16 protein-coding genes and 1 pseudogene are annotated in these 24,230 nt (G+C 33.4%); 6 read left to right on the top strand and 11 right to left on the bottom strand.

Annotated features, from left to right (window positions below):
- Positions 1-46: 46 nt before the first annotated feature.
- A complete protein-coding gene (locus ACEN92_RS07260; RefSeq protein ID WP_495641706.1) occupies positions 47-664 on the bottom strand; it encodes a TetR/AcrR family transcriptional regulator in 618 nt (205 codons plus the stop codon).
- A 687-nt stretch (positions 665-1,351) separates the two neighbouring features.
- On the opposite strand from ACEN92_RS07260, the gene ACEN92_RS07255 reads away from it, so the two are divergent.
- Both ACEN92_RS07255 and ACEN92_RS07250 read left to right on the top strand, forming a co-directional pair.
- Complete coding sequence (locus ACEN92_RS07255; RefSeq protein WP_495641705.1) at positions 1,352-3,055, top strand: family 43 glycosylhydrolase; 1,704 nt, start codon at positions 1,352-1,354, stop codon at positions 3,053-3,055.
- 381 nt (positions 3,056-3,436) lie between these two features.
- The gene (locus ACEN92_RS07250) at positions 3,437-4,189 is read left to right on the top strand and encodes a carbonic anhydrase family protein (RefSeq protein ID WP_495641704.1); all 753 of its coding nucleotides are present in this window, start codon (positions 3,437-3,439) and stop codon (positions 4,187-4,189) included.
- A gap of 198 nt (positions 4,190-4,387) precedes the next feature.
- On the opposite strand, the gene ACEN92_RS07245 is transcribed toward ACEN92_RS07250, so the two are convergent.
- From ACEN92_RS07245 to ACEN92_RS07225, 5 genes are all read right to left on the bottom strand, one after another.
- The gene (locus tag ACEN92_RS07245; RefSeq protein ID WP_495641703.1) at positions 4,388-4,930 is read right to left on the bottom strand and encodes a hypothetical protein; all 543 of its coding nucleotides are present in this window, start codon (positions 4,928-4,930) and stop codon (positions 4,388-4,390) included.
- A gap of 155 nt (positions 4,931-5,085) precedes the next feature.
- Positions 5,086-5,733, bottom strand: coding sequence for a hypothetical protein (locus ACEN92_RS07240; RefSeq protein WP_495641702.1), 648 nt, complete (start codon positions 5,731-5,733; stop codon positions 5,086-5,088).
- A gap of 124 nt (positions 5,734-5,857) precedes the next feature.
- Entirely contained in the window at positions 5,858-6,796 is a 939-nt protein-coding gene (locus tag ACEN92_RS07235) for a hypothetical protein (protein ID WP_495641701.1), read from the bottom strand.
- 82 nt (positions 6,797-6,878) lie between these two features.
- Positions 6,879-7,211: a magnetosome magnetite crystal formation protein family gene (locus ACEN92_RS07230; RefSeq protein WP_495641700.1), complete on the bottom strand. Its 333-nt coding sequence runs from the start codon at positions 7,209-7,211 to the stop codon at positions 6,879-6,881.
- A 159-nt stretch (positions 7,212-7,370) separates the two neighbouring features.
- Complete coding sequence (locus tag ACEN92_RS07225; RefSeq protein ID WP_495641699.1) at positions 7,371-9,272, bottom strand: helix-turn-helix transcriptional regulator; 1,902 nt, start codon at positions 9,270-9,272, stop codon at positions 7,371-7,373.
- 249 nt (positions 9,273-9,521) lie between these two features.
- Here ACEN92_RS07225 and ACEN92_RS07220 point away from each other — a divergent pair.
- A pseudogene (locus ACEN92_RS07220) lies at positions 9,522-9,694 on the top strand (BF3379 family histone-like protein).
- A gap of 63 nt (positions 9,695-9,757) precedes the next feature.
- Here ACEN92_RS07220 and ACEN92_RS07215 read toward each other — a convergent pair.
- From ACEN92_RS07215 to ACEN92_RS07205, 3 genes are all read right to left on the bottom strand, one after another.
- Positions 9,758-10,348: an NAD(P)H-dependent oxidoreductase gene (locus tag ACEN92_RS07215; RefSeq protein ID WP_495641698.1), complete on the bottom strand. Its 591-nt coding sequence runs from the start codon at positions 10,346-10,348 to the stop codon at positions 9,758-9,760.
- Between the two features lie 211 nt (positions 10,349-10,559).
- Positions 10,560-12,506: a GDSL-type esterase/lipase family protein gene (locus ACEN92_RS07210; RefSeq protein WP_495641697.1), complete on the bottom strand. Its 1,947-nt coding sequence runs from the start codon at positions 12,504-12,506 to the stop codon at positions 10,560-10,562.
- Positions 12,507-12,579: 73 nt separating this feature from the next.
- Positions 12,580-15,318, bottom strand: coding sequence for a pectinesterase family protein (locus ACEN92_RS07205; protein ID WP_495641696.1), 2,739 nt, complete (start codon positions 15,316-15,318; stop codon positions 12,580-12,582).
- A gap of 540 nt (positions 15,319-15,858) precedes the next feature.
- Here ACEN92_RS07205 and ACEN92_RS07200 point away from each other — a divergent pair.
- From ACEN92_RS07200 to ACEN92_RS07190, 3 genes are all read left to right on the top strand, one after another.
- Entirely contained in the window at positions 15,859-20,208 is a 4,350-nt protein-coding gene (locus ACEN92_RS07200; RefSeq protein ID WP_495641695.1) for a hybrid sensor histidine kinase/response regulator transcription factor, read from the top strand.
- Positions 20,209-20,776: 568 nt separating this feature from the next.
- On the top strand, positions 20,777-21,835 hold the full coding sequence (locus tag ACEN92_RS07195; protein WP_495641694.1) for a cellulase family glycosylhydrolase: 1,059 nt from the start codon (positions 20,777-20,779) through the stop codon (positions 21,833-21,835).
- 489 nt (positions 21,836-22,324) lie between these two features.
- Positions 22,325-22,921, top strand: a complete 597-nt coding sequence (locus ACEN92_RS07190; protein WP_495641693.1) for a transposase — start codon at positions 22,325-22,327, stop codon at positions 22,919-22,921.
- Here ACEN92_RS07190 and cas2 read toward each other — a convergent pair.
- Both cas2 and cas1 read right to left on the bottom strand, forming a co-directional pair.
- Positions 22,907-23,236 (bottom strand): CRISPR-associated endonuclease Cas2, encoded by a 330-nt coding sequence (gene cas2, locus ACEN92_RS07185; protein WP_495641692.1) that lies wholly within the window; start codon positions 23,234-23,236, stop codon positions 22,907-22,909. The two genes, ACEN92_RS07190 and cas2, sit on opposite strands and share 15 nt — an antisense overlap.
- Positions 23,212-24,126 (bottom strand): type II CRISPR-associated endonuclease Cas1, encoded by a 915-nt coding sequence (gene cas1, locus ACEN92_RS07180; RefSeq protein WP_495641691.1) that lies wholly within the window; start codon positions 24,124-24,126, stop codon positions 23,212-23,214. Before cas1 ends, cas2 begins: the two co-directional genes overlap by 25 nt.
- Positions 24,127-24,230: the final 104 nt, after the last annotated feature.

Here is a 24,230-nt window from a genome sequence, read left to right as displayed (position 1 = left end):
ATTGTTTGTTTATTGAACATTGTTCATTTTTTTGAACAAAAAAAAATTATAATTTATCTATTATTTTCAAGTAGGCATTATATCCGTCAAATAGGATAGTATCAGGGTTCGTGAATTTCACACCTTTTGTTCTTTGTCTGATTTCAAGACAACACATACCATGTACTAAACTCCAAATCATAAACGAAAGCGATTCTACATTATGTCCTTCAAAATGTCCTTTATTGATACATTCTTCAACTGTTTTTTTAACCAGGTCAAAAGTTACAACGCCTTCATCCCAAAGATCGCTATCGGATTTTTCAAGATACTCCATTGGTGCTTTAACATTAAACATTAAATCATACATTTCCTGGTTTTCGATTCCGAACTTGATGTATACAATCCCCATTTTTCTTAATCTCTCCATTGGATCTTCAATAGTAAACAATTCCTGAAAATTTCTTCCAAGTTCTTGAAATCCAATAGAGTGCAAATCATGCAGAATAGCATTTTTATCTTTAAAGTAAACATATACGGTTCCAACACTATAATCTATTTCATCAGCTATATTTCTAATAGTTGTTTGCTCAATTCCTTTTTCTAAAAAAAGTTTTTTTGCTCCTTTTAAAATCAATGCTTTTAATGCTTCTTTTTCTCGCGCTTTTCTATCTGCTACACTCATAAATATCATTTTCTTTTGCAAATATATGTATTTTTTTTGAACGTTGTTCATTTTTTTTAAAAATATTTTACTTGAAGAATAAGAAAGTAAAATCCATTTTTATGATTCAAGAAAAAGTATGGATAAAGTGCTTATTTACTAAACGTTATTCTATAATTATAAATGATTACAGATTATTACAATTAAAGAAATTTTGAACTATTGTGTTTTAAGTAGATTAATTCATTGTTTTTTAACGAATTATACAAATAATTCATTTTTATTATATCATTACACTTATTGTACAACTAATAAATTTAATCTATTTTAAACTTCAGATTAAGATTTTTTTTGAATTATTCATAACAAAACTTCGTAATTATTTTCAGCACTTTCGCGTTGACGGCTTCTACTCTTATGCATTCATTTTTTTATCGGATTTATTTTGTTATTTTTACAAATGTAATAAATACACTTATTTTTTTTTAAAAATAAAATTTATTCCAAATAATAGAATGTTGTAATACTTAATAACTTATCCAGTCTGATTAAGTGATAATTGGTTTTAGAACCAGTAAAATGTAAAAGTATAGGCTAAAATTATCATGAAATTCTTCCCGGAATTTCAGTTCAAAATTAATATTCATCCTGATTAGTGCACGAATCAGGACAATATATATCTGCATACTAACTTTAACCAAACCACTTATGAAATTACGATTTCTCCAATTCGACCAGAAATTCAAGCAATTTCCGGCAAGCTTTTTTACTAAGAATGCTGCGTTCATTCTTACACTCACTCTATTTCTCTGTACAGTAATGCCACTGTTTGCTCAACCTGGCATACACGATCCTTCATCTACCGTTAGAAATACTGATGGCAGATATTGGCATTTTGCTACTGGTAATGGTATCTACACAATATCATCAACGTCTACAAGTTTTGGCACCTGGCAAACAGAAAACACTGTTTTTCCTATAGGTACCTGGCCAAGCTGGATTGCAAACTATGTTAGTGGTTTTGCCGGTAATTTTTGGGCACCGGATGTTATAAAAATAGGAAGCACCTATTATTGTTATTATTCCTGCGCAGGTGATGGCGCTCCTGCTGCTATTGGTTTGGCGACAGCTACCAGCTTATCGGGTCCATGGACGGACAAGGGAATGATAGTTGCCGGAAATAACGCTATTGATCCTGCAGTTTTAGTAGATGGCTCAAATATGTATATGGTTTATGGCAACTGGCAAAGCGGTATTGACCTGATACAACTTAACCCTTCTACCGGATTAAGGCTTAACTCCAGCCGTTGGGATCTTGTGGCAGGAAATGTAGAAGCTCCGTATATTATGAAAAACGGAAGCTATTACTATGTGTTTTTTCAAAGAGGCTTATGTTGTAATGGTGTAAATTCCGGTTATTATACTCAGGTAGGGCGTTCTACAAGTATTACCGGACCTTATTTAGATCAAAACGGCATCAGCCTTATGAATGATGGCGGAACCACTTTTTTGCCAAATAAAAATGGCAGGTATATTGGTCCCGGGCATGTGGGATATGGCGAGTCGACGCTGAGTTATCATTTTTATGACGGAAATGATGGTGGTGCTCCAAAACTTATGACCACAACACTGAGCTGGTCAAACGGATGGCCAGTGCCGGGCAGTGCAAGCCAGATAATACCAAATGGCACGTATAAACTTGTAAACCGTAATGGGGGTAAATATTTAGACAATATGGGAGCTACGACAGATGGTGCAAATGTTGCGCAATGGGCAGGCGGTTCGTCTAATAATCAGCGTTGGGTAATTACTTATTCCGGAGGTTATTATAAACTAAAATGTGTTACAGGCGGTAAGTATCTTGATAATATTGCCCATACTGCCGATGGTTCTACTGTAGGGCAGTGGACAGGAGGATCAAGTACTAACCAGCAATGGACGATAAGTGCTGCCGGCCCTTATTATAAAATAACCAACAGGTCAAATGGTAAATGTGTAGATAATGGCGGTGTAACGACTGATGGTGCTGTTATGCAATTCTGGCCAAGCGGTGTAAGTTTTAACCAGCAGTGGACACTCGAATATATTAGCTCGTCAACTGCAAGAATGACAAATACAGACGATATCGCATCAGACGAACCCTTTACTGATGAAGATGGAGGCCTTTCTATTGTACCTAACCCTGCAAGCGGTAATGAATTTGAAATAATTATGTACAATAAATCAGAGGCAAGCATTACCGTTACATTAACAAATATGTCGGGACAGACTGTTTATACTAAGAATTTGGGACTTACAAAACCTGGCGAATTTAGGTATACTGTAAATGCATCAACACTTTCAAAAGGAGCATACATAGTGAACCTGAGTTCCGGAACAGGAAATAAGACGGCAAAGGTTATTCGAAACTAATCATTTGAAAAAAGTAAGTTATCTAAATAAAATAATAAAGAAAGAAAACTCCATTTTTAATGGAGTTTTTTATTGGGTTAATTTCACTTATGATAAAAACTATTAGTGTCAAACTTTAATTACGGAATACTCAATATGCCTTAATTTACAGAAGAATCCATGAGAAAAAAATAAAAAGAAGTAAAAAAGTATCTAATTTTGAGCCACGAAAAGATCAATAAAATAATAGTCTGCTTTGCTCCGGAATAATCATTAAGCAGACAGCCGAAGGTTAAATCCTTCTTTTCTTAAAGTCGCAATTTCGCATGAGCATTTAAAAATAATAATAACGGACATGCTGAACACCGTTTTACAAAGTAGGCAGATTTAATTTAAAAAAGAATGGAGAATCAATTTAAATCAATAGTAATGCTATCCGCAGCAGTACTTTTGTTTTCTTGTGACAACGGAACAAAAACAGAGAAATCAAATTCGCCTTCTATCATAAAAGAAGATGTAAAGCCTGTAATTTCTCATGTAATGACTAAGGAAGAACAAACCAGGCTCACACCTGATGCAATTTTGCAGGAATTTATAGAAGGAAACAAACGTTTCCAAAGTGGTACAACTACTGTAAGAGACCATAGTAAACAAGCCAGAAAATCAGCACCGGGACAGTTTCCAAAAGCAGTTGTGTTAAGTTGTGTAGATAGCCGTGTACCGGTTGAAGATGTATTTGACCAGGGCTTAGGTGATATTTTTGTTGGAAGAGTAGCAGGAAATTTTGTAAACGAAGACTTATTGGGCAGTATGGAGTTTGCTTGTAAAGTGGCAGGAGCAAAATTAGTTTTAGTAATGGGACATCAACATTGTGGCGCTATAAAAGGTGCAATTGATGATGTGAAACTTGGAAATATTACAGCTATGCTTTCAAAGATAAAACCGGCAGTGAAAATGAGCCAGGATTTTACAGGTGATAAAACCTCTAAAAATGACGAATTTGTAAAACATGTTTCAGAAAACAATGTGCATTATGCTATTGAGCAAATTCGTGAAAAGAGCCCTATTCTTAAAGAGATGGAAGACAAAGGAGAGATAAAAATTGTTGGCGTATTTTATAATTTAACAGATGGAAGTCTTGAATTTATAAAATAATAAAATCATTGCAATCGTTTTGTCTGACTTTTTCAACAAGTTTAGACAAAGAATATTTATAATAAAAAAACTCTAAACTCTTGTGAAGAGGGTTTAGAGTTTTTTTGTGGGCTAAATTTATCCCAATGTGTTTGATGATAACAAGTCATCTTAAGAATAAAATTTCAGTTTGCTTATTTGACAATTCTTACTTAAACATTAAAAAGTCTTTACTTCAATCCCGTGTTCTTTTGCATAAGGTAGTGCAAGATCCCATAATTTTTTATATTTCTCATCAAAAGTAGCAAAGGTTACTGTTTCCATTTCAAAAACAGCTTTCTCAATTTCTTCTTTTGGAGCCTTGCTATCCATCAGACGGGCTATTTTTACATAATCTGTTTGGTATCTTTCTTTTACATAATTAAATAGATCTAATGAAGCATTAATCATGGGAGTAGTTTCTTCTGTGGGTTTTAAATCCTTTATTTTTTCAATAGTTTGATTAATATAAGGAATTTTAAATCTTAGAATATGGTCTTCGTAAGATTTTGCAGGAAATGTACTTTTTTCATCAAATGCCAAAAGTTGGCTGGAACTTTTTGCTTCTCCCATTCTTTTAAAATCCCTGGCACCAAACTCTGCTACCAGATTTGTATTTAAAGAGGTTATGTCAAAATATTCTTCGGGTGTATTTTCCATTTTACAAGATTGTAAGACAAAAAATAATAAAGCAGAAACTATAAGTGTAATTTTTGTTTTCATTTTATATTTTTAAATTTTTAGTGCCTCGCTATATTTGAATTTACTTTAAACAAATCTTAAAATCAACTATAAAATTAAAATTAAAAGTTCGCCAAGAGTTTTTATCAAAACCAGCATAATGGTAGTAATTAATTCTATCATAATTAATGTTTAATTTATTCCATTTCAATTTGAAATAATGCCATTCCGGACTTTTGACTTCCTTTACTAACACCAATATTCCATTGTTCTTCAGCTTTTTCTTTGTTGCCTAATATATAATAATAGGTGCCTAATACCGTATGACCTTCAGGTTCTCCCTGAGCAATAATTTTATTTCCAAGAGCAATAATTTCAGGATTAAGCGGTTTTGCCTTTTCATTTTTTTGCGGATCCAAAAGAGCTCCTAACCCCTGATCTTGTATAAGCAGGATCCCAAAATAATCCAAACAGGCTTTACTCAAACCCTGATTGCACAGTTTATTTATTTTTTCAGTTTTTGCTTTTGCAGCTGCATCATCCAGCATAAAATCAAGTGCTGATTTAGTATCGGCAATCTTATAATATTCATGCAATAAAGCTGCTTTTTTCTTAGATAAAGCTGCATCTTTTCTGTTATTGGTAACGGTGGTATCTTTTTTAACCCATGTTTCGTTTTCAACCCAGCTTGAAACTCCAACCAGTGTATTGTTTTTTATTTTAAACTTAAAAATACTTTTGTCGGGATATATAATCAGCGAGTCGCCTTTGGTAAAATAATCGCCGGTCCCCAATCCGACGATATTTACTTTACCATTCCCGTCAAACTCAAAAAACGAATACATATTTGAATCGGATTTGGCTTGATAGTATCCTTGAATATTATTATCTATAACCTGACAGTTTATCAAATTAGAGAAAGAAATTAAGAGTAATAAAAGACAGCTTTTTTTCATTTTAGTTGCTTAGTTATTTTTTCATTAAACCTGTTGCGGTATCCAGAATATAGCCTTTGCCTAACAAATATTGATATTCAAAATGTGTATAGCTTAAAACCCTGCTAATGTTTTTACCATCTTTTGTGGTGTTAAAATTAGCTCCATGCGGCTTTTCTGCATATTTGTTCTTATCCAGTCTGGGGTCATTTATCCATCGAATTTCTGCATTTAAAGCAATTGCTTTATCAATAAATGGTTTATTCGTTTCTTCCCAATAACGTTTGGTTTGTGCTTCATACGCATTCTTTTTCCATGCAGCGTCTTCCGGGAATGGTGTTTCAAGAACCAAAACATCAGAGAACTGCTGTTCATCTGCAGCTCTTTTTACTGCAAGAGTACCTGTTCCCACAGCTGCTTTTCCCAAAATGCATAAAGGAAAATCTCTTTTTTTAATTACTTTACCTCCAAATTCTACAGCAGAATTTAAATATATTTCTTTACATGCCGGCTCGTCGCTTAAACTTTCCGGTTTATTATTATTTGAAGCAACTCCTTCAAAATTCCATGATTTTCTTTCTAATAAAGAAGTTCCATTTGATGAACGACCACTGATTACTGCCGGTTTTTCATATAAATTCAGATGAATATCCTTCATTCCGTTATTATCAGAAGAAGGGCCTTCGCCAAAAATCATAGTATTTCCATTTACCGAAAGATCGCTAATGGTATATGAACCTGCACTGGAAGAAACTTTAACTTTATTCTCTCCAATTTTTGTTATGGTAACTGTCCCGGTTGATTTTACGTAATCGCCGCTGCCACCATATTTTATTGTGTTAATTTCGCATTTGTACTGACCACTGATTATTTGTGCCAAATCCTGCTTTTGCTTTTCGCAATCACTTTGCGAATAAATAAAATTACTGCTCACCAATAGCGTAAGACAAAATAGTATTATTGATTTTTTCATTTTTATAATTGGGAGAATGTGTAATTTTCAGTTAAAAAAACCAGCACAAAACATGAGGTTTTATACTGGTTTAATTTAATTTTTATTTAATGAAATCGAATTTGTCTGTAAATAATTTACCTACAATTGGAACCGGAATTTCCTGTTCGTTATTTGCATTAATAATTCCCATAACCCATAATACTAAAACAACAAGATTTACTAAACTTAAAATGCTGGCCAAAGTAGGTACTACTACTGCAATGATACTTAAGGCAACTGAAATTATAATTCCTACGATAGCAATTCCTAATCCTTGTTTTAAATGGAATCTTGTCAGAGAATCTTTTACAGTTAATTTGTTGTAATTTACATAAGCGATAATCCATCCGATAATAGTGATGTACGAAATAATGGAAAGAGTCTTTTTGTTCATGATTTATAGTTTTTAAAATTCAATACAAAACTACTCATGCAATTGCAAAAAAAATTAAATCTTGTATATACTAACCATCTACAGAGCTTATTTTGGGTATCTATTTTGTATCTACAAAGAGCACAATATTCTGAATTAAAAACGCTGTATCTGTTGATTTTACTGGACTGAAGTGATGTAAGAGTCCAGATCAGTTTCCCTGTCAAGATTTAATTTTTGCTTAATTCGGTAACGTGCCATTCGCATACTTTGGGTTTCTATATTCATATGATTGGCAATTTCTTTGGTACTCATTCCTAATTTTATGTAACCGCAATATTTAAAATCAAGCTTTGTAAGTGTACCTGAAGCTTTTTCCTGTAAAGTCGAAAAAAAGACAGGATTTGTATTTTCAAGACTTGTTTTAAGCAACTCAAATTCGTCATCTACTTCCATACTTTTATCAATGGTTTTAGAAATCGTTTTGATGTCTGTAGATTTTTCTGCTTTCATTACCGATAATTTATTTTGAATGTCTTTCAAAACTTCATTTTTCTTTTCTAACTGTAAATTATTGGTCATTAATTCCTGCTGCAATTTAATTTTTTCCTGTTCGTTTATTTTTTTTTCCTGAATGGCAATTTGAAGCTCTTTCTCTGTTAATTCAGTTTCCAGCAGGGCAATCATTGCTTCTTCCTCTTTTATTTTGGATAAAAGTGTAGCTTCTTCATTTGCTTTTTGGAGTAACAGGTTTGTTTTAATATATGATTTTTGTCGGAAATGGTACGAACGCAGCATGAATAAAAGCGTAAAAAAACCAAAAATTAAAAGTGCGATATACAGGTAATTAATTTTTTTTCGTGATTCTAAATTATCTGTCAATAATTGAATTTCCTGCGACTTTTTCTCAGCCTCAAAGCGTATAGAAGCATTGTACTCTTTGGCAGTGTTTTCCTTTTCAATCATCACTCTCAACGCTTTATCGTATAACCCAAAGTATTTTCTGTAAGAAGGAAAGTCATTTTTTATTTCGGACAAATCCATATAATTTTTATATAATAAGACATAATATCGGGAGCTTATTTTTGGGTTTTTCGCAATGTTCTGTTCTACTTTTTCCAACACTTTTTCAACCTTAGGTATGTCATTTAAGTTCATATAAAATTGAGCTTGCTGACCATACATTACCATTAGCTGTATTGGCACATTAAATTTAAGGCAGACTTCTTCGGTTTTTTTTAAATATTCTAATATTTTGTCAGGGTTGGTTTCAAAATGATACAAATAAAGATTCGTCAGGTTTAAGCAGGTTCTGCCATAAGATAAATTTATATTGCCTTTCTTTTTTTCATCTTCAAATATGGCTATGGCTTTTAAATAATCTTTTTCGGCTGTTTTTAGTAAATTTAAATCAGCAGGTGATTTTTGTTCTGCACTATTTACAAGAAATAAGGCCCAAGTAGTCAATGCATTTGCAATATTGACCTGATTTTTACTTTCGTAACTTAATTCCAGGGCTTTTTTACTGTATTTCTCAATAAATTTCAAGTCGTTAGTATCGCCAAAACTTGCTGCCAGATTTTCATATCCATTCACCAGTTTATCATATCTTATTTTATGTTTTTCAAAGTATGAGAGGGACTTGAGCATATAATAAATGTACTTTTCTATGTTTCCGATGGTTTCATGTTTATAAGCAATCGCATAATTTGCATAAGCCATTGCCTCCGGATCTTTTGATTTTGATGCTAATAGGTAACAGGAATCGGCAAATTTTATTTGTTGAGGGATATTCTCGAGATATCGTTCCAGATCTGATAAAACTTCATAAGCAATAGCTTGTTTGTTTACAGCTTTTGTTTCCCGGGCAATTTTCAATGCCTGATTAGCATAGCCATAAGCTTTTATGGAATCTGTTTTTTTATAAATGCAACTTAATTCACATAAATAATCTCCTTTTTTTTCTAAAGACAAATCTTTTTGTTCAATTAATCTGAGTAATTCCTGTTTGGTTTTTTGCGCAAAGGAATTACTAATCAAAAAAGAAAATAGTAGGATAGAAAGTACTTTAGATAGTGTCATTTTAGTTGTACTTATTTAAATGGTTTAGTTAGGATACAAGGCAAAAAGCATCAAAGGTATATAAAAAGTCCTATAAAAATTTCATTATTTCTATGCTTAAAAAAGTCATTATTTAATTCAAATAAGAAAATGACAGCTTATGGAGATGTAATTTTATGCCTAGATGCGATGAGGTCAATTTTAATAACAAATTGGATATATAAGTCAGTCATCTTTTATTTTTATTCTCTGTAATTTAATAAGAAAAACATGAAAGATCTATTAGCAAAAATCAATGCAGAAATCGAAATATTTAAAACAGAGTCTGAATCACTTACTGAAAAGGTATTAAAGGAGCAGGAGCAAGGGCCCGTAAATCAACTTTGGAGTTGGAGAAACTATTAAAAGAGTTTAGAAAAGTTTTTATAAAATCAAAGAAATAATATTTTTAAAACTGCCTCGTTTAAGGAAATTTAAATGAGGCAGTTTTTTGTTAGCACTTTACATTACAAAGATTCAAATTTGTTTTCTACTTTGGTTAACCATTTTTTTCTTTTTTCATCTGAAACCATCTTTACCATATTGAAACTAATCCATTTTCGGTTTTTATAACCGATTTTCCAAAACGTACCAAGTATCATAGCCTTTTTGATTGCATTTCCAAAAAGCAAATAGTAGAGCCAATTCGGTGTGTTCATTGTGGTAATCATTGTTATGCCTTTTACTTCTTTCCACAAAGGTTTCATCAATGTATTTTTAGCGTTTTTGTAATCGTATGCGACACCCGGAAAAATAACTTTATCTACAAAACCTTTCATCATTGCCGGCATTAGCTCCCACCAGATTGGAAATATAAAAATTATATGCTCAGCATCCTGAAGTCTTTTCTTATATTCTATTACTTTTGGATCAACAGGATTTTTATCCCTGAATGCTTTAAGGTCATTAGCTGTCATTACGGGATTAAAACCTTCTTTATCAAGGTGGATTAAATCTGTTTCGTGGTTGTTTTTTTTAAGTCCTGTCATTACAGAATTTAAGATGGCATTGCAATAACTTCCATCGTAAGGATGATTGAAGACGATTACTACTTTCATTTTTGTGTTGTTTAAAATTTTACAGCACAAAAGTCCCTCTTATTAAAAATCTGAACGATAACAATTGTTAAGAAATAACTATTGTCTGTTTCAATTTGCATTTTATTAGTTAGATATAACAGAAAAAGGAAAGAGATTAGTCTCTTTCCTTTTAATAAACCTAATTATTTAACATTCATAACCCGCTTTTCGCAAGTATTTAATTACCATTTTAAAAAACCAAAAACTTTATTGTTTTTATACCTTCTTGTGATTCAACTTTACCAATATAGACGCCTTTGGTTTTTGGAGATTCTATACTTGAATCACTACTAATGATTGATGATTTGTGTACTTGTTTTCCGGTTAAGTCATAAATTGTTAATTTACTGTTTTCGGGAGCATTTTCTATCTTAATATAACCATCTTTTATTGTCCATTGTAATTGGTTTTTCGAAAAATCATCTGTGGATAAATTTGAGGCCGGCATAGCCATTCCATGAATCTTAACATCTGCGAGGCATATTGTTTTTCCTGTAGATGCTGAGCTATACCAAGGATATACGCGTAGTTTTAAGGTTTCTCCATTAACAAGTTTAATAACCGGTATCTTTGAAACAGCGTTCATCGTATTGGATGTCATACTCTGAAATTCTCCTGCAACAAATGTAGTAGCGAAATCGTCTTTTGAATAAGAAATACGACAACGCATACCGCTTCCTCCTGCGCCGCCAACATATAAACTGATCAAATCAATATTTAATTCTGTTCCGGCATTGGCTTTAATTCCAAATTGAATATAACGTGTTGAGACTTCATCAATCTCTCCTGCTGGCCACGCACCACCATCAATCAGGTTTCTTTGTGTTTTTCTTGTGGTATCATACCCACTCCCGGCAGGCCATATAGTTGAAGTCCCGTTAGGTGCAGCATACGACTGAACAGACATGCCTGAATGAGTTTGATCAACAACAGTAGCCGGACCTTGCAACACCGGCGTATTATTTGTAATTAATGGCCATAAAACACTTACTTCAGTTCCTCCTGTCAATGTAATAAAATTAGCTGTCAGAGGAACTGTTTTTGTCACGGTTCCATTAGTAACAGTAAGTGTTCCGGTTTTAGTTCCGCCAACAGACTGAGTTACTGAAATATAAAATTTCGTAAATGCAAGATTACCGCCTGTGTAATTCATATTGATAGAAGAACCAAAAGTGTCTGTCTTATTTGCAGCAATTAAGAAACCATCGCTCACGGATAGGCTAAAGGCTCCTGCATCGGGAACAAGATCAAAACCGGTAATAGTTACTTCTTTTGTAAGTGTCTGACCTGTGTATGCATCCCCAAAATCACAGCTGGTCGGATTAATCAGAACATCTGTTGATGTATTGATATAAGAAGCTAAAATATTTTGTTTTACCATTTCCTGAGCACATAATCGGGCAGTTAATGTTCCTAATAGTGCCGTGGGATGTGTAGAATCTGCAGATACGTAAAGTTGGGCAGTACTGGCAGCATCGCCATAAGATTCAACCAATGCTTTTGTTAAGGTCGTTAAGTCGATAAGCTGCACTCCTTTTTCTGTTGCAACTTCTTTCATAGCATAGGCATAATCATAAGTATGATCTGTTGCAGGAAGACTAAAGTCAGCACCTAAATCATGAGCACCTTTACGCGTAATAGTACCTCCGCTAAAATATTTTCGGCATAAAGAGGTTGCTAAAATTGGTGTAGCGTTCAAAGCACGGGTCTCATCAATATACTTTCTAAGATAATCTTTATAAGTTGTTTGTGGATTTGTCCCTCTATAGTCAGTTCCGTTTATTGGATTTAAAGCGTCAGTCCCGCCATCGAGACCTCCGTTTTTTTCATCATTATGAGCAAATTGAATGATGACATAGTCACCGGTTTTTATCTGTTGCTTTACGGTTGTCCAATAAGGTGCTTCCATATAAAAACTTTTACTGCTGGCGCCATTTTTTGCACGATTATTAATCGTGACTCCTGAAGTGAAAAACTGTTGAAACATCATACCCCAGCCTCGTATATCGGAAGTACTTTCGTCATAAGTGGCCATGGTAGAATCACCAATGGTATGAAGGGTAATTTGTGCATTCGCAGAAATAAAACTGCAAAAAGCAAAAACACCAATGAATAATTTTGAGAATAATGATTTCATTTTATTTTATTTTATGTAATTATTGGGTATATGAAACAGATACTTTGTGTGTATTTATTTAAAAGAGGTCGTCTTATTTTTTATAAACCTTAACTGCCCCTTGTTTGCCATTAATTTTATAACGAACAATATAAATTCCTGTCTTTAACCCATTTAAATCTATTTCCGTAGCAGACTTGGTATGGTATACGCGCTGGCCGGTAAGGGAGTAAACGTCAAGATTTTCAAGTGTACCATTTACTCTCAACATACCATATTCTAAATAAACCTTTTCATCTACACTTAAATTAGCAGAATTTACAGTAATTGAACCTGTGCCTGTAAACAAACCGGGATGTGTTGTTGCACTATATGTTCCGTTTGCAAGCTGAGTTCCGTTGAAAGTAAATTTCTTAACCGTAACAGCTACGTTTAATACTGCTGAAGCTGATCCGGCTATATTCATAGTTAATTCATCCCCGGCACACTTCGCATGATTAAAAATAGCTTTATTAGTGGAAGCCAGGTTAATTGTTCCTTTTCCAAAAGCATTTTCTACTGTTCCGTTAATTGCAGTTGATCCTCCAGCGGTAGTTGCGGCGATACTCAAGTCCCACGTTCCTATGAAATTACTATTATTTCCACCTAATTTTACAGTTGCTGTATTTGCAGTTCCGCTTTTATTATTATTTACTTTTATTTTATAATTGCCTGAAAAGGTGCCTGGCAAATCCATAGTACTGCCCGCAACATTAGAGCTGCTCATAAATAATGTGATATCACCATTTAATATGACAGGAGCATTTAAATAAAAGCCTGTACCGCTTGTTGCATAATTAATGGAAGTGCCTTGTTCCATTGTTACAGGTCCTTTACATTCAGACAAAGTTGAGGTTGTTCTTAACAGAATGTATTTGCCATTACTTAAATACATATTTCCTTTAAATACAGATGCTACAGCTTCTATGTAAGTTGTGCTCACATTTACTCTTTCTCCCAGTTCTGGTAATAAAGCCGGAGAATAATGAGCTGAATTATCCCAGTTTTTATTTACTGTTCCTCCAACAAAATTAAACTGACTTGGCCTTCCTATAATTATTTTTCCAGTACCGCTAATGGTGCCTGGATTAGTGGTTGCATCATATTGCCCCATTACTTTCAAAACACCGTCAACATACCACTCACTAATGGTAATGTCTTGATTCAATACGATTGACGCTGTTCCTTCTGTATAAAGAGCCGTTTTTGTTTGAATGGCTGTACTAACATCTATAGTTAGCTTTCCAGTGGTTTTAACAGTTATTTTTCCAGCATTTCCAAGTGAATTTGCTGCTTTGGCTTGTAAATCACCTGATTCAATAATTAAATTGCCGGTGTAACCTGAATTATTGCCGTTCAATTGTGATATTCCAGTGCCGGTCTTGGTTATTTGGTGCACTCCAGTAATAACTGCAGTAATATTAAGATTACCAGAAGTATTGATAGTTACCGTTCCTTTTGTTTTAATAGTACCAGATAATGATGCACTGGCTGATGAAGAAACAGTTGCCTGATTCAGTGTAAGCAAAGTGGCTGAACTATTTGCAGAAACGTCAATGGCTGCGCCATTCATTAAGTTTAAATCTGCAGCAAAATTTCCACCATTTGCATTTATTGTAAAATTACCGTCAACATTTGCTGCTTCTGAAATTGCCGGCACACCATTAGGATTCCAGTTGTCTGCTTCCAGCCATCCTGTATTAGCGGCACCTCCATCCCAATTAAATACTGTTACTGTTGGAGGTATAGCAGTAGGATCCCAATTATCTGAACCTGCCAATACAATTTTTGGTTCATAAAGATTAGCTTCAGTTTGGTCTGTCATGGCTCTAAGACCTGCCCAGTTTGCCCTGCCGCTCATATCGGCTCCTGCACCTGTATTCATCCATTCATATAAATGCAGATCTGTACTTGTATCTGCATAGTCCATATTCCATTTATCTCCCCATCCTAAAGGATCAATTTCTGCAGGCATTGTACAATAAAGCCATGCCACCTTGGGATAGGCATGCCATGGACGCCCAAATTTGATTTTCATTCCATCATCGCCCACTCTTGGACTATTTGGCTGATACGTTAAATTACACTTATAAAATACAAAGCCATAGGTTTGTGTTATTTCAGTTGAAGGTGCTGTTATCCACGCTCCGCCGTAACTTCTAATTTCACATTCGTTAAAAACAGCTATGCCGCGGCCATAGATATAATCAGTACGGCCTAAAATCATACAGGATTTAAAATAAGCACGTGAAGTTTCGGCCATCCAAAAATAAATGGTATCCTGATAGGCAGTGATGTCACAATTAACAAATACATTTCTGTCTGACTGAACTGTTAGGGCTTGCGCCTGACCTACATTTCCTGCAGTGTTTCGAATAGTTATGTTTTCGGCTTTGAAATCATTTGCCATGATGGTAAGCGTAGCAGCTGTTTTTACTAAATCAGTATTACTGCTCCAAAGTGCCACCTTATTGTCAGGACATAAGCCATCACCGCCATCATTACAGTTGTATATATCATAAGAAATAATGGTTTCTGTCCTGCTTTCTCCAATTAGGGTAATTTTAGTCTTATTGGCAGGAACAATTAATTTTTCCTTATCGTATAACCCCCTCTTTACATAAATAATTGTCGGCGTGCCTGCCGGTACTGCATTAATAGCCGCCTGTATGGAAGTAAAATTTCCTGATCCGTTGATATCTACTACAATATCAGGATTAAAACTTTGCGCTCTAGATTGATTAAATGATAACAGTCCTATAATAAAGAGGACAAGAAAGTCAAGTTTTTTCATAAATTTTTGGTTAGATAGTAATTAAGTTTGGTTTAGCTCTTTTTGTGTATTTGTGATAAAACACTAATCTGATAAGATTTTATTTTAAGTGTAGAATTGATAGATTTATAAGGTATAAATGCAATTAATATTTATATTTGGTCAAAATAAATTATCAATACAGTTTTTTTAATGCCAAATTTTTGATTGATTAGTAATTTAATCCTGCGTCAAATGTATTTTAATAAAATAGTAATGACTTTTAAATTTTGGTCATTTACTTCTAAATTTTGATCACCGGATCTGTTTGGTAAGGTATGACTGACAGGTTCTGTATTTAAATAATGATTTTGAATAATAGACTTTAAAAAGAGGAAGGAAATATTGATGATTTTCCAGAAGTCATCCTGAGCGGAGTCGAAGGATTTTTAGATGAAAAGGGCTTCGACTAAGTTTATCCTGAGCGAAGCCGAATGGACTCAGCCTGACATCTATTTTGTGTTGTACCAATGGGGTAATATAGTCAATTGTATATATTTTATAAAAAACCAGAATTCCTAAATGAAAAAACTTCTATTCCCTAAATTTTTAATTGCACTTTTATTTATTAGTTCAGCAAATGAATTAAAAGCTCAGATAAAATGCAAAATAGAAAATTACTCTACAGAAGACGGGCTTTCCCATGATGCTATCAGGGATATAATAAAAGGCAAAGAAGGTTTTATGTGGTTTGCAACCTGGGATGGCATTAATAGGTTTGACGGGAAAAATTTTATTACTTATAAGGCAACTGCCGGTGATAATAGTAGTTTGGGCAACAATCGTATCGACTTAATCAAGGAAGATTCTTTCGGGTATATATGGCTTAAGGCTTATGATAATCAGATTTACAGATTCGATAAAAGTACCGAATCCTTCCTTTCTCTCGCGAATATTTTAGGAACCAACAAAATTGAATTTAAAGATATTTATACAGCCGGTGACGGAAATGTCTGGCTGACTACAGATAATAAGGGTATTTATCTGGCACAAAAAAAAGACAACAGCCAAATTAAAATTATTCATTTCGAACAGGGTTCCAAAAACAATTTTTCAATAGCTTCCAATGATTTAAATTTTGTTTCCGTAGACAAAAACAACACTGTTTGGGTTGGCTCTGACAAGGGATTGGATATGATAATAAAATCTAAAAATCAGGATTATAAAAGGAAAAATATATCAAAAAATAATATAAAATGTTTCTTTTCACAAGATGATAGTGTTTGGTTTGGTACCAATGAAGGGGAGTTGTTCTGTTATAATAAAATTCATAAAAATTATTCGAAAACTTCTATTTCCAAAAAAAGCATAAACTCAATAATAAAATCAAAAAATCAAAATTTATTATTTATTACTTCTTCTGCAGGAGAGCTCATTACTTTTAATATAAAAACTTTAAAAACAGAATCTATCCTTAAAATTTCAGATTCCCCGGTTTATAAAATTTATCAGGACAAAGGAGGCTTGTTGTGGGTTGAGCCCGAAGATAACGGCGTTCTGATGGTTAATCCAAAGAAAAAAAATATTCAATTCCTTTCACAAAAAAAGGATGCTTCTCTTTTACAGACAAAAAATAGTTTTGGGATTTTTGAAGACAATTTTGACAGGGTTTGGATAAAATTAAAAGGCGGCGGTTTTGGATATTACAATCCCAAAAGTAATGCATTGGAGTATTTTTTTAATAAACCGGGAGACGAAAACCAGAAATTTTCAAATATCATTTCCAGCTTGTATTTTGACCATTCGGGGATTCTTTGGATAAGCTCTAATGATGGAGGTATTAATAAAGTTATTCTTCAAAAAGATATTTTTCAGCAAAAAATTTTGGTTCCGAATGCTAAAAATAAATATGAGAATGAGATCAGGGCTATTTTTACAGATAAAACAAATAGATTATGGATTGCCTCAAAAGCAGGAAAATTAAAAGTTTATCAGGATAATCAGGAATTAAAAAACCTGTTTTTGAATTATAAAACCAAGGATATTGGTCTTATATACACCATCACCGAAGATGCAAAAGGAAATGTTTGGCTGGGTACAAAAGGAAAAGGTTTGTATAAGGCAACTCCTGTAAATATTCAAAAAACGCAATACATATTAACACAATTTAAAGCTGATAAAAATAATCCTAAAAGTATAAGCAGTGATTTAATCTATTCTATTTTAGAGGATAAGAAAGGACATATTTGGGTAGGGACTTATGATAATGGAATCAATTTGGTGGAAGAAAATCATGGTGAATTTAGTTTTACACATAATTTTAAAAATTTTCCTGTTACAGAGTCCGGCAAAGTAAGATATCTGACTGAAGGTTATAAAGGTCAAATCTGGGTGGCAACAACAAATGGATTGGTAACGTTTAATCCTGGAAATTACAATCCAAATGAGTTAAAATTTTCAAGATATGTAAAGGTTTCCAGTGATAAATCCAGTTTGGGCAGTAATGATGTATTGTTCATGTATAAAGATTCAGAAGATAAAATGTGGATTTCAACAGCCGGGGGCGGGCTTAATTTGGCTGTTGAAACGAAAAATAATCGATTAAAGTTTGAAAATTTCACAAAAGAAAATGGTTTACCCAGTGATTTTATCCTGAGTATGATTGAGGACGATCAAAAAAATCTATGGCTGGCTACTGAAAATGGTATTTCAAAATTTAATTTGCGTAATCACGCCTTTAGAAATTACGATTCCTATGATGGATTGCTTAAAACCAGATTCTCAGAATCATCGAATTCAAAATTACAAAACGGAACCTTGATTTTTGGTTGCAAAAATGGTTACTTAACCTTCAATCCAAAAAAAGTTGAAAATCAAAAGAATACAACAAAAATGGTTTTTACTAATTTTGAAATCAACAATAAAATTTCAAATGTAAAATCTGCAGAATTTCCTTTAAAAGCAGATATAAATTACAATAACAATATTCAATTAGATTATCGGGAAAACACCATTAGTATTTATTACACGGTTTTAGATTACAGATCCAATAATAAGCAATTGTATGCCTACAGATTAAAAGGTCTGGATGATACGTGGCATCAGGTAAAAAACCAGAAAAAAGCAACATTTACAAATTTACCGCACGGAGATTACCAGTTTGAAGTGAAATGCCTAAACACGGAGCTGTATACCAATACACCTCAAAAAAGTTTGTCGTTTACAATTGCTCCTCCATTTTGGAAAACCAATTGGGCTTATTTTTTATATGCCATAATCATTGTTATTTTACTTGAACTGTCAAGAAGAATAGCGTATTCTATGATTCGGTTACGAAACAAAGTTGTGGTAGAACAAAAAATGACGGAGTTAAAATTGAGTTTTTTCACCAATATTTCGCATGAATTAAGAACACCGCTTACCCTGATCGTTAACCCGATAGAGGAAATTGCCCGAAACGAAAAATTAAGCCCCTTGGGTAATGATTATATAGAGACAGTAAGAAAAAACACTAACCGGCTGGTACGATTTGTGAATCAGCTGCTTGATTTTAGAAAAGTCCAAAGCGGCAATGAAGAGCTTAATATCGAGCCTGTTGAACTGGTATCCTTTATAAATGAAATAAACACGTTGTTTATCCAGGCTGCATATGAAAAAAACATAAAAATTAAAACACTATCCAATTCTGAAACTCTTACTGTAAATCTGGACAAAGAAAAAATGGATATTATAATTTATAATTTATTGTCTAATGCTATTAAATTTTCTTCAAATGATAGTCTTATTACAGTTGAAGTTAAAATGGATGGTACTTTTTTAAAAATCAATGTTGCGGATCAGGGAACCGGTGTAGATGAAAATAAGCTTGAAGATATCTTTAAGCTTTATTATGAAACAGATACAGGCAAAAGTAAAAATGTAGGAACCGGAATTGGCCTGGCACTTTGTAAGGAATATGTACAATTACACCAGGGTACTATTTATGCCGTAAATAATGACAGGGGAGGTCTGACGGTTTCTATAGAAATAGATTTAAGCAACAAAATTTTTCAAAGCAAAGCTGGTAAGGTAAACTTAGCAGCAGAAGAAAAATTACAGCATATTGCCAGTAAGCAAAATAAGGAAGATGAGGTATTTAAAAATAATGATGATACTAATTTACCGGTGGTTCTTATTGTAGAGGACAACAATGAATTAAGGGCATTTTTGAAAAGTCAGCTGCAGCGTTTTTACCGCATATTAGAAGCCGAAAACGGAAAAGAAGGTTTGGCGATAGCCGCAAACAAACTGCCGGATTTAATTTTAAGTGATATTATGATGCCTCAGATGGATGGTATCGAGCTGCTTGATGCGCTTAAAAATTCAACCGAAACGAGTCATATTCCGGTAATTTTATTAACTGCAAAATCTTCTGTAGAGAATAAAATCGAAGGATTGAATTATGGAGCAGATTATTACATTACAAAGCCTTTTGATACCAATTTCCTAATGGCTTCTATTGAAAATTTAATTAAACAAAGAAAGAAAATTTTTGAACGCCTGCAGACTAATGTAAAAACTATTGCATTGGAACCGGGAGAAATAATCATTACAACCAAAGACGAGCAGTTCTTAAAGGATATTATAGCTATAGTGGAAAACAGCTTAACTGATCCGGAATTTAATATCGATGTTATAGCAAATTCACTGAATATGTCCAGAGTAACATTTAATAGAAAATTTAAAAGCTTAACCAATATGACACCGGTAGAATTTGTCAGGGACATGCGGATAAAAAGAGCCAGACAATTTCTTGATGCGGGCGAAACAGATATTGCCAATATTGCCTATAAAGTCGGGTTTAATGGCCCCGGATATTTCAGTACGTGCTTTAAGGAATCCTGCAAAATTTCTCCGTCGGATTATTTAAAACAGAAACAAGACAATATTTAAGCCCGTTGGGAATAATTCAAAAATAGATGTCAGGCGGAGTCGAAGGCTTTTTACACGAAAAAACCTTCGACTCCGCTCAGGGTTACAATGATTTCTGGAAGTATATTGACTCGAATTTTTACTTTTTGATTGATTTGTTTTATATCAAATAAGATTTTAATCAATTATATTCAATCAGTTATTTAATTTAAAAAATAGAATTGCAATAATGAAAAACTTCCAAACAGAATTTATTTAAATCTGTTTTGGGAGTTTTTTTTAAAATTCAATAGAAAGCATCATTTGAGCTCTTTTCAATGTTTGTGTTATTATGATGTATTTTTATAAAATGGTATTTTATGTGTTGTTTTTGTTGTTTTTAATGATATTTTTTTGAATAAAATATAAAAATTAAAAACTCATTAATTGTATTTTAAAATGTAGTTTAATTAAAAAAATTAACGATTTAATTATATAATTATTAAAAATAAGCAAAACTGCCCCCTTAATTTTTCAATTTCATCCCCTGTTGAGTGGGTAAAATAAGCATATTTTTGGCTTTCATTTTTAACATTAAATATCTTATTTTATGAAAAAACTAAATTCGTTTTTATTTTTAAGTGTGGTCTTATTGGGATCATTAAATTCTTGTACTCAAAATGAGTCGGATACCGAAGCCGCACAGGCGGAAGCCGCTAATGCAGCAGTTGCACAACCTAGTCCTACAGGCAAGTCTCTTGGTGTTAACGGTATAGCAGGTGTAAACTGGGCAGACGGCAGGGATAATTTTGTTGATGGCTGGGTAATTCCGTCCGGTTTGGAAGCTAGTGACAGTTATGCTACAGTTTCTGCAAAAACTGATGCTGTATTAAATGCTTTTGCAACTAATATAAATGGTGTAAATACCATTCGTATTCCAATCAATCCGCCATCAGTTTCAGAAAGCTGGTGGAATAGTTACAATGCTGTTATTGACAAGGCAACGAGCAAAGGATGGAACGTGATTATAGGTTGTTGGGAAGCTGCTTCGTCAAAAGATGGAAAAATAGATGATACCACTAAGTTTTGGAATATGTGGACAACTGTAGTTAATAAATATAGTGGTAATAGCAGGGTGTATTTTGAAGTTTTTAATGAGCCGCATGGTTATACACTTAGTCAACTAACACCTATTTATGCTGAATTTCTTTCCAGATATCCGGGTGTGCCAAGGGGTAGAATATTATTATCTGGAACCGGATATAGCGAAGATGTAAAAGGTGTTGGTGCTGATAGTCGTTTTACCAGTTGTTTATTATCATTGCACAACTATGCATATTGGGCAACACGCAGTGCATCTGCCTGGCAAACAGATTGGCGTAACAGAATCGGAATTTATGGTGCCCGTACCGTTATTACTGAATTTGGTGCTACTATGAATTCAGGGAAAGATTATCAAAACGGACCACAGACTGATAATGAAATAGCGTATATTGTATCTACCAGCGATGTATGCAGAAACGATAAAATTGCCAGCGTTTACTGGCCGGGATTAAGAGATGGTGATTCGTATAGTCTTCAATCACGAGGAGGAAGCGGTACTAACATTACACTGCAAACAGTAAATGCTTCGGGAGTATTCAGATTAAGATATGGATGGGGACTTTAATTAAGTTATTCTCCAATTAATATTTAACCCCTATTTTGATTCAAAATAGGGGTTTTTGTTTTTTAGGATAAAGTCTATTTGAAAGAACCTATACCGAATGGCTAGGAAATAAATTATACTATAAAAATAGAAAAGTCCCACCGAAGCAGGACTAAAGGTTTTCACCTACGGCATATAGCCTTATTGTGATAAGATTAAAGATTAGAAAACACGATATCAATAAAAACTATCGATCTTGATTACGAAACGTTGTGGTTTGATTAAAGATTAGAAAACACGATATCTGTTGGCTTATTATCTCCTAATAATCAAAGGATTGAATCGAAATATCGTATAAAAAAATGCTTCTTTTTTGGATTGATACCCCAGGATTGAAGCATTTTTTTATTTGTAATGATTGTATTGCTGTATTTTTATTATGAAAATCACAATTAAATATGGCTATGTCAGGTAGTATCTGCCTCTGTATACCAGAAATGTTATAAAATTATGAAGAATAGAAAAAGAAATCGGATGAAAGGATTTGATTATTCAAGTGATAATTTATATTTCGTCACGATGTGTGTTCAGGATAGGTTGTGTTGTTTGGGATCGGTAATTTTAATCGAATCCGCGGTAGGGACAGGTCGCGACCTGTCCCTACATAATCCAAATGAATCCAATCCAAATGAATTTTTAAAAAAAATGGAATTAAATAAATTTGGAGAAATTGTACAGAATCGAATGTATTGGTTGTCGGAGCAATATCAATATGTTGATATTCATAATTTTGTTATAATGCCCAATCATGTTCATGTTATTATTGAAATTGATAGTAGGAAATCATCTGGAGCAAGTCGTGACTTATCTGTACAGAATGAAGAAATCAAAATAAAATCATTGTCGGGTTTAATAGGAGCTTTTAAAACAACATCATCTAAAATAATTCATGAATATGGTTTTTTAGATTTTGCCTGGCAGCGTTCTTTTCATGATCATATTATACGAAATGAAAAATCATACCTAAACATTAGTAATTATATTGACTCAAATCCTGATAAATGGACAGTTGATACTTTTTTTGAAAATAATTTAAAACAATTCTAATTGTGTGGGCTGAGGTGCTGAGGGTACGGCTGCTTTTCCCCAGAAATTCAAAATATTACCAAACTGCTTATCGGTTATTCGGAGTACACTTACTTTTCCTAAAGGCGGCAGCAGTCTGTGGATTCTCTTTTCATGTACATCGGCGCTTTCGCTGCTCGCACAATGGCGTACATAAACCGAATACTGCATCATCGAAAAACCATCTTTCAGTAAATTGTTTCTAAATCCGGATGCATTTCTTCTGTCTTTTTTTGTTTCTGTGGGGAGATCAAAAAAAACAAACAGCCACATTATTCGGTATCCGTTAAGCTCCATAATTCCGGATATTTAATTTTTTTTCGATTTCCTGTAAAACATTGCTGTAAAGAGCTAGCTGTTTTTTGCAGTGCGATCATTAACGGACTTTTTTCTTCTTTAAAATAAACAGTCCTTGTCAGGATTTGTAATAACTCGGCCTTAATAGCTGTGGTTAGTTCCTGTTCATTAAAAAGCTGCATGATTTCAAAGACTTTTTCGTCTACAACAGGACGAAACGGTTCCATAATATCATCGGCAAGTGCAAAAGCATTGTATTTATTTTTATGATGGATTCCTAACGTATTTAGTAACCCGCTTCCGGAAAGGGCTCTTGCCGTTGCGGCTCTTAAGATGGCATAGCCGTAATTCAGGAAATTATTAGGATAGTCTCCATATCGTTCTCGTTTGATTCCGTTCATTTCTAAGTTAGGCTGCGGAAAATGTTTCCAGTACTGCTGTGCAGCAACTCCTTCCATATTAGAGGAATCTCCGCTTAAAACCTTACTTGCCAGAAAGCCAAAACTATTTTTGGAATGGGTTATTTTTTCAAGTAACTGTCCTTGGTTTTTAATTTTTTCAACTATAGTCTGCTGCCATAATTGTTTCTTTAAAGGTATAGAGGCTTCAATTTGATTTTTAAATATTTCCTGCTGAATGTGATGGCTGTTGAGGTTTAGCAACATTCCATTAGGAAGATGATTTTTTCCACAGATAATAATAGAAGTGTTATTTTCAACAAGTAAATTCATGGCAGGAATGCTGAGGTAGATTTCATTATGGTCAAGAACAAGAAAGCCAATGTCCTCAATTGGGACAGAACTTTCCTTTATTTCAGATTTTAAAACTAACTGGTTATTTTTTGTAGTTATCGAAAACTTGTTTTCAATTAAAATAGTTCTTTTTAGCATTACATTTTATTATTTGCCTAAAGTTCGGTTTTTGAGTAATGCTGTTTTTACGGTTTTCCTTAATTTAAGAATTTTAGTTCATCATTAGAGGGCGGATAAAAAAA

The organism is Flavobacterium sp. Flavsp81 (genome assembly GCF_059491325.1).
Note: the sequence above shows the minus strand (reverse complement) of the source record. Positions and strands in the feature narration are given on the sequence as shown.